The 7,078-nt window shown below is 58.4% G+C and carries 7 protein-coding genes; 4 read left to right on the forward strand and 3 right to left on the reverse strand.

What is annotated here, in order from left to right:
• Positions 1 to 276: 276 nt before the first annotated feature.
• The 4 genes from AC1DS3_RS32235 (at position 277) to AC1DS3_RS32250 (ending at position 5,155) form a co-directional block, all read left to right on the forward strand.
• On the forward strand, positions 277 to 1,857 hold the full coding sequence (locus tag AC1DS3_RS32235) for an amino acid adenylation domain-containing protein (protein WP_477109413.1): 1,581 nt from the start codon (positions 277 to 279) through the stop codon (positions 1,855 to 1,857).
• Positions 1,858 to 1,859: 2 nt separating this feature from the next.
• Positions 1,860 to 3,353 carry a hypothetical protein gene (locus AC1DS3_RS32240; RefSeq protein WP_441640143.1) on the forward strand — a complete coding sequence of 498 codons (1,494 nt, stop codon included), beginning with the start codon at positions 1,860 to 1,862 and terminating at the stop codon, positions 3,351 to 3,353.
• Positions 3,353 to 3,607 (forward strand): phosphopantetheine-binding protein, encoded by a 255-nt coding sequence (locus tag AC1DS3_RS32245; RefSeq protein ID WP_441640142.1) that lies wholly within the window; start codon positions 3,353 to 3,355, stop codon positions 3,605 to 3,607. The genes AC1DS3_RS32240 and AC1DS3_RS32245 overlap by 1 nt, the downstream gene beginning before the upstream one ends.
• A 537-nt stretch (positions 3,608 to 4,144) precedes the next feature.
• A complete protein-coding gene (locus tag AC1DS3_RS32250) occupies positions 4,145 to 5,155 on the forward strand; it encodes a CAP domain-containing protein (RefSeq protein ID WP_477128750.1) in 1,011 nt (336 codons plus the stop codon).
• A 147-nt stretch (positions 5,156 to 5,302) separates the two neighbouring features.
• Here the strand turns inward: AC1DS3_RS32250 and AC1DS3_RS32255 are convergent, their stop codons facing one another.
• The 3 genes from AC1DS3_RS32255 to AC1DS3_RS32265 all read right to left on the reverse strand — a co-directional run.
• A complete protein-coding gene (locus AC1DS3_RS32255; protein ID WP_441640140.1) occupies positions 5,303 to 5,872 on the reverse strand; it encodes a YdeI/OmpD-associated family protein in 570 nt (189 codons plus the stop codon).
• A 199-nt stretch (positions 5,873 to 6,071) separates the two neighbouring features.
• Complete coding sequence (locus tag AC1DS3_RS32260) at positions 6,072 to 6,845, reverse strand: arylamine N-acetyltransferase family protein (RefSeq protein ID WP_441640139.1); 774 nt, start codon at positions 6,843 to 6,845, stop codon at positions 6,072 to 6,074.
• Positions 6,846 to 6,872: 27 nt separating this feature from the next.
• Positions 6,873 to 7,078: hypothetical protein (locus tag AC1DS3_RS32265; protein WP_477128751.1), on the reverse strand; the 206-nt coding region annotated here is incomplete at its 5' end.

Here is a 7,078-nt window from a genome sequence, read left to right on the forward strand (position 1 = left end):
CCCATATGCTTCCCTGAAACATCAACGCACTGAAGGCAGAAACTCTGGCTCCCCGATAGGCCAGCTTGTTATCGCCCCCCCTGTTCCCTCCAGCCGTGTCCTGGCGGCCAGTTGCTGCCGCCGGACCCGCCCCACATTACAAAAAAGCTCCTCGCGCTTTTTTTTTCACATTAGAATCACGTGCACGAGAACGATGCCCACGGAGAGCATCGCATCGATATTGCCGGCCGGTTTGCCGGATCAGTGTAACGAAAATCGATCGCAGTCGAGCAATTTATGGACAACCATAATCTGGCTTTGACGCTTTACCATCACAGTATCGAGACGCCCGAGGCAATCGCCATTTGCTGTGACGGCCGTTCCCTGACCTATGCCGACCTCGCACAACGTGCCGCGCGGCTGGCTCACTTCCTACGTGAAAGCCCTGAGTGGGGCATAAACGGTGGGCATCCGCCGCGCATTGGCGTTCTCGCGCCGCAAAGCATCGAGGCGTATGTCGCACTGCTCGGCACGTGCTGGGCGGGGGGCACCTATGTGCCGATCAGCATAAGTGCCCCGCCCGAGCGGATCGCCGAAATCCTGGCGCGCTGTTGCCTCGCCGCGATCGTGGTGGACACACAAGGTGCGGCGTTACTCGCCCGGGAGCTCCTTCATGTTTGCCCACCACTTGTCGTCGCGCCTGATCCACAGGCGTTGAGTGCATTGAGTGGTGGTGCCGTCAAGGTGGTCTCGACCGATGCGCTGCCGTCCGCGCGGGTGTCGGAACCGAAGCATGTCGGCGCGGGACACCCGGCCTACATCATCTTCACGTCAGGCACGACCGGCACACCAAAGGGCGTCGTCATCCCGGCGGGCGCTGTACACCACTATATCGACTCGATCTCCGCGATACTAGGATTGACCTCCGATGACCGGGTGCTTGAAACCGCTGAACTGTCTTTCGACGCATCGGTGCATAACATGTTTTCGACATGGGAAGCCGGAGCATCGCTATATGTCCTTCCGAAGCACCAGGCAATGAATGCGGTCAAGCGCGCAGTCGAAGCGCGGCTCACCGTGTGGAACTCCGTGCCGTCGCTGGTTGGGATGCTGCGTCAGCTAAAATCGTTGCGTCCTGGCGTGCTGCCCGATATTCGCATTGCTGCTTTTGGCGGTGAACAGTTGTCGGCTGGAATCGTCGATGCGTGGCGAGTTGCAGCGCCCAACAGCACGATCCACAACCTTTACGGTCCCACCGAGACTACCGTGTACTGTCTGAATGAGGTTGTCGGCAAGCCGACGCCTCTGACGCCTGGGCGCGATGTGGTGGCGATCGGGCGGCCATTGCCCGGAAATCTCGCAGCCGTGTTCAGCGAGACGGGGGCGATGCTCGCCGACGGCGAATCCGGCGAGTTGGGAATTGGCGGTCCGCAGCTCGCCATCGGCTACCTGGATGCGCCGGAGCTCACGGCACAGCGCTTTCCGACTCGCGCGGGCGCGCGGTGGTATCTAACCGGCGATCGCGTTGTGCGCAATGCGTCCGGAACATTGCATTACCTGGGCCGGGTGGATAACCAGGTGAAAGTGCTCGGTCATCGCGTTGAACTCGAAGAAGTCGAGGCCCATTTGAGGATCGTCGCTGGTGCCGACCTGGTGGGGGCCGTAGGCTGGCCAAGCGATGTCGACGCAACACGCGGCATCGTAGCGTTCGTCGCCGGCGACGCGGTCGACACTGCAAAGGTGCGGCGCGATCTCGCGCGGCGTCTACCTGCGTACATGGTGCCTTCACGGGTTATCGCGTTGCCCGGCATGCCGCTCAATCGAAACGGAAAAGTAGACCGCCATGCCTTGCTGGATCTGCTCGAACGGGGGAGCTGAAAGTGAGCCAGCGGCGCGACCTGATAATCGACCCGGCCATCGAGAATCCGCAGACCGTTGCAAGGACGCCCAGACGGTCGCTCCGCGAAATCATCTCGATCGACAGACGCGAACCGATCGTCGCATTTTCAGAGACCGCGCGCGGCCGGCTGCTGATCGTCACGTTGTTTACCCTCGTGCTGATACGAGTGAATGGCTGGCCAATGTTGATCGCCGGCGGGGCCGCTGCGTTGTCGGCATATGCGCCGCGCTTTCGCGGCATCGCCACGTTTGTTGCCACCTTATCGTTGCTGCCGGCTTCGGGCCTATGGTTTTCGTTCGACATTATCGCCGCGGCGATGGCGCATGAACGGGTCACGGGCGTGTCGGCGGTTGTGCTGGCGTACATGGCGCTGATCGCCTTCATGCTGGTCGCGTGGCTCACGCTGAGCGCGGCTCGACACAACGACGCGCTGTTCGTAGCGCGCCGACCGGTATCGACGCTGCTCGCCACCGAAGCGGTGCTGTGCGGCCTCACGTGCATGCCGTTCGTCCACGGATGGCTAAGAGTCGGCGTATGGGCGTTTCTGGCGATCGCGACGCCGAACATCTGGTTTTTCGCCTATGCGCTCGTCGATCAGCGTTCCCGCGCACGGGGGCCGATGCTGTACCAGCTAGGTCTCTTTCACCCGTTCTGGGGTTCGACCTCAACGCCGTGGGGTAAAGGAGCAGCATTCCTGCGCAAGGTCCAGTCGACGACGCGGCGCGAAATCGCGGTGACACAACTCAAAGCGGTCAAGCTGCTACTCTGGTCGTGCGTTCTGGCGGACATCAACACAGCGGCGCACTGGATGGGCGCGTCGGTTCTGCGAATTCCTACCCTCGAAGGTGTGCAGGCCGCGTATTTTCAGCATCGGCCATATCCGATTGCGATCGGCTGGACAGCGCTCGTGCTGGATGTCGTGTTCTCGGCATTGACGCTCGCCGCTGCGGGGCATCAGGCGATCGCGGTGGCGCGCCTTGCCGGCTATCGTCTGCCGCGCAATACGTGGCGCCCGCTCGAGTCGCGCTCGCTCGCGGATTTCTGGAACCGGTACTACTACTATTTCAAGGAACTACTGGTTGATTTTTTTTTCCTGCCGACTTTTCTTAGGGCCTTCCGCCAACATCCGCGCTTGCGGATTTTCTTCGCGACATTCATGGCGGCGGGCGTCGGCAATGCAATATACCACTTCGTTCGAGATATCGGACTTGTCGCGGTGATCGGGTTCAAGGCCACGTGCGAGACATTTACGAGCTATGTCTTTTATTGCGTGGTACTGGCGCTGGGCATCGGCATTTCGCAAGTCCGTTCACTTGCCGGTCCACGAGTGCCACGCACACGGGCGGCCCCCCTGGCCGCATTCGTTGGGATTTGGCTGTTCGTCATATGCCTTCATCCGTTTGGCAACGAAACGCGTTTCTATACCCTCGAACAGCGCATCACGTTCATGGCTAGTCTTATCGGAGTCGATTGATGGATAATCAACATAAAGTACAGATTCGTGCGTTCGTCGTTGACGCACTGCGCAATCGCAATGACAACGGCGAACTTGCCGATCATGAATCGCTTTTTATCAGCGGCCGACTTGATTCGCTCTCGATGCTGATGCTCGTCGCTCATTTGGAGGCGGAATTCGATATTGATTTCGCCACCGTTGACTTTGACGTCAATCTTATAGACTCGATCGATGAAATTGAGGTGCTGGTTCGTGAAAGGGCGGCCCTATAGCCGGCCGAACAGTCGTCGTTTACCACGGGCAAACGACCGCGCGTTGAAAGGGTTATGAATGTCAGGTGTACTTGCCCGCAGTGATGGGCAACCCACGCGCAAATAGAGAGTCCTTTTGGAGACGAAGGCAATCCTGTTGGTTGGCATGTTGGCAGTGCCCAAGCAACGGCCGTTGTACCTTGGAAGCCGCCGTAGAGGTCGCGCCGGGTCGACGGGCTGAAGTGGGTCGATCTGCGACCTTCGTTCTCCCCGCAGGTTGTGCGATAAGCGGTTTTTCCTGTGCCGCCCACCCAATCGCAGGGTCAGGCACTACTACTCAGATCCCTCTCCGTGGGCACCTGGACCGTCTCTAGGTTCCTGCATCTGCATGGGCGCCGACGGCGCGCCCTACCTACTGCCCCAGCTTGCCGCACCACGCGCGCATGCTCCTGTGCACGAATCTTCCCCATCTTGCGTTAAGCCTCTGGAGGCGGATTCGCCAGGGTCACCCGCTGATCCTCAGCCCCGCTTGTACAGACCTAAAATAACCGGAAAGACGTGAAACAGAGCCTCTTCGCAATTGCCGCGATGTCTACCTTCGTCGCGGTCTGCGCCAGCATTGGTAGCGCTGGCGCCACCCCTCCAACGATTGCTTCAAACCTGCCACGCACACCGAGCATCAGGAAGGAACCGCCTTCTTCTGCTTCGATTGCGATCGCGCTCACATCCACTTACTCCAGAACCGACCCGCGCCTCGAATTCTTCAATGCGCTCAACTCCCTGCGCATCGCAATGGGTGTAGGCGCGTTGCGGCAAGACGCCGCCCTGGACGCCGCGGCCGAGAACCACCTGGAGTATATGAAGCTCAACGCGGTGATGAGCCACACGGAGATCCCCGGGAATCCTGGTTTTACCAGTCCCGATCCGTACCAGCAAGTACTCACCGTGGGCGGATGGCACAAGCAATGGGTTGGACAGAATGCTTACAACGGCGAGATTGGTCGCTGCCTTGCCTCGATGGCGAACTCGGTTTACCACTTGCAGGGGATTACCAGCAATCAGGAGACCATCGGCCTCGCCATGCATGACAATTACTGCGTGACGAACTTTGGTGTGGTGACCGCAGCCGGAACCGGCGGCTACGGCCTCGCCCAATGGGGCGGCCAACAACTGCCTCCCGGCACTGGCGCCCACTACCCAGCCGACAATGCCAACGTCCACGGCTTGTTCATTCCTGGCCACGAGATCCCGAATCCAGCGCCCGATCTGGCCAGAGCCGGTCCCCCGATCATGTTCCGCGTCAACGTTGAAAAGCCATCTGACGTGCTGACGGTCTCGAACTTCATCCTGACGGGGCCTGGCGGCAGTCGCGTACCGGCTCGCATCCTGGTGCCGGCCRAATCCAAGGCTGGCTCGGTTGCTTCGGCTGTCGAGGACGCGAGCTTGTTTCGAGGGGTAGTGTTCCTGCTCCCCACGCAGCCCATCGCTGCCGGCACATACACAGCGACTTTCGTCGGCTCGCGAAATGATGTGGCGATCAACAAGTCATGGAGTTTTACAGCATACTGATCAGCCTCTTCCGCGTCTGGGCAGGCCGAGAATGCATCAAACTTTGCCCCCTGTCTTCTTTGGGGGGGTGGACTACCCCCTGATCTTCATACCCGGTACGACAGGTCGCCCGGCGATTGCGGTCGTCGCTTGCCGGCCGGGGGCAGCCTATGGATAGAAGGTTTCGCCACGGTTCAGCATGTTGACGAATTCCTCGATTTTACGCGCCCTTGTTTCTGGTTTTTTGGCATTCTGTACCCGAAACAGGATGGCGTAGCGGTTACGGCTGTTCAGTGTTGCAAAAAACTTCTTGGCTTCCGGATTTGCGTCCAAAGCCACCTGCAGGTCGTCCGGCACTCTCGAGTTACTGGCGGACGTATAAGCAGCCTTCCAGCGGCCGTCCTTCCTGGCTTTCTCGATTTCGCACATGCCGGGCGGGCGCATCCTGCCTGCGGCGATCAGCGCTTCAGCCCTGTCTTTGTTAAGTTTGGACCAGATGCTTTTTGCGGAGCGTGGGGTGAAGCGTTGTAACCAGTATTTCTCGCTCTCAGCCTTCTTTTGACCATCAATCCAGCCATAACAGAGCGCGCTTTCCAACGCCTGTTCGTAGGTTACGGTTCGCTGCTCGGTGCCTTTTTTCGCTAGACGCAGCCATGCTCCCGTCGAAGTGCTGCCGTTTTGCCCTAGCCAACTTTCCCATTCGGTCTGACTGGAAAATGTTAGAACGCATTCGGCCATGTCACTATCCTGAATGGTTGGGCACATGTGCKGGGGAGGGCGTCCGCAGCCTAACCGTGTTTATACGGACATCAACGTCCGTGGTGCGACCGGAGTGCCGCCGAGTCCGGTCATTCGATGGAGATCCGCTACGCACATCGATGATGCATTGGTCGCATAGCGGCGCTAGACAGTAATCTCGAACACGAATGCACTACCTTTAATTGCCCGGGGTGGTTAGGCCAAATTCGCGAAACAGAACAGATGCGCGGTCGTCTGGCGAGATCGTGTATTGCTCTGCTTGTCCGTTTGCGATGATCTTCAGTGCGTCGCCAAACAGGATTTTTCGACCAGTCTCGTTGTGCAGGACGATCAACATTTTTTGCACAAAAATCGCGTCGGGGTGTGTCGAATTCAGATAGTTGGCGGGGGAAAAATCAATCCATTTCTGTGGAGACAGGTCGAAGGCGTATTGGTTCGCCCATTGCCCATCGACAAGCGCCTTCAGCAAGTACTCTCCATCGCTTGTCCTGGTCAGCATAAACGTATCGGCATCCTGTTTGACTTCGACGTCAATCAAGTCGAGTCGCATCGGAGCTCTGATTCCATAACTTCCGAAGCCGAGATCGCATAGCCAGCGTTCACCGGCCACGGTCAGCACGAGTGCCATATGGGTCTTGGGTCTTTCGACCGCGTAGAACATCGGTCTCGCCGCGACAAACTGGTAAGGTACCCCAAGCTCTTGCAGGGCCATCGCGAACATTCCGTTCACCTCATAGCAGTACCCGCCTCGGTTCCGATGAAGGATCTTTTCGGCAATTCTCTCGGGAACGAGGGAAACGCCTTTTTTTGCCTGCACGTCCAGATTTTCGAATGGAACAGTGAAGAGCTGCCGCCGCATCATTTCAGCAATGGTGGCAATATCTGCCACCGCGGGCCGTTCAAAACCGATCCGGTCGAAGTAGTGTTGCAACGTAAAATTCTCTGCTTTCATTTCATGGCAGTCTCAGTGAAAGAGCTTTCATCGTGACATCCCGGCCAGCTTCGGACTATATACAATAGCGAAGAATCTGTTACGTAACAGATTTGAACGGATTGATGGAAGTCGCCTGCCGGCCAGTATCGGTTGGTCGATACGGAAGCCTGGATCATCGACAATCGACGTGTGGATGGCGGACGAATTCTCTTCGTGGAGCGAACTGCTGACCATAGGATGCAAATCTCGCG

The organism is Cupriavidus sp. 01L46, from assembly GCF_056399905.1.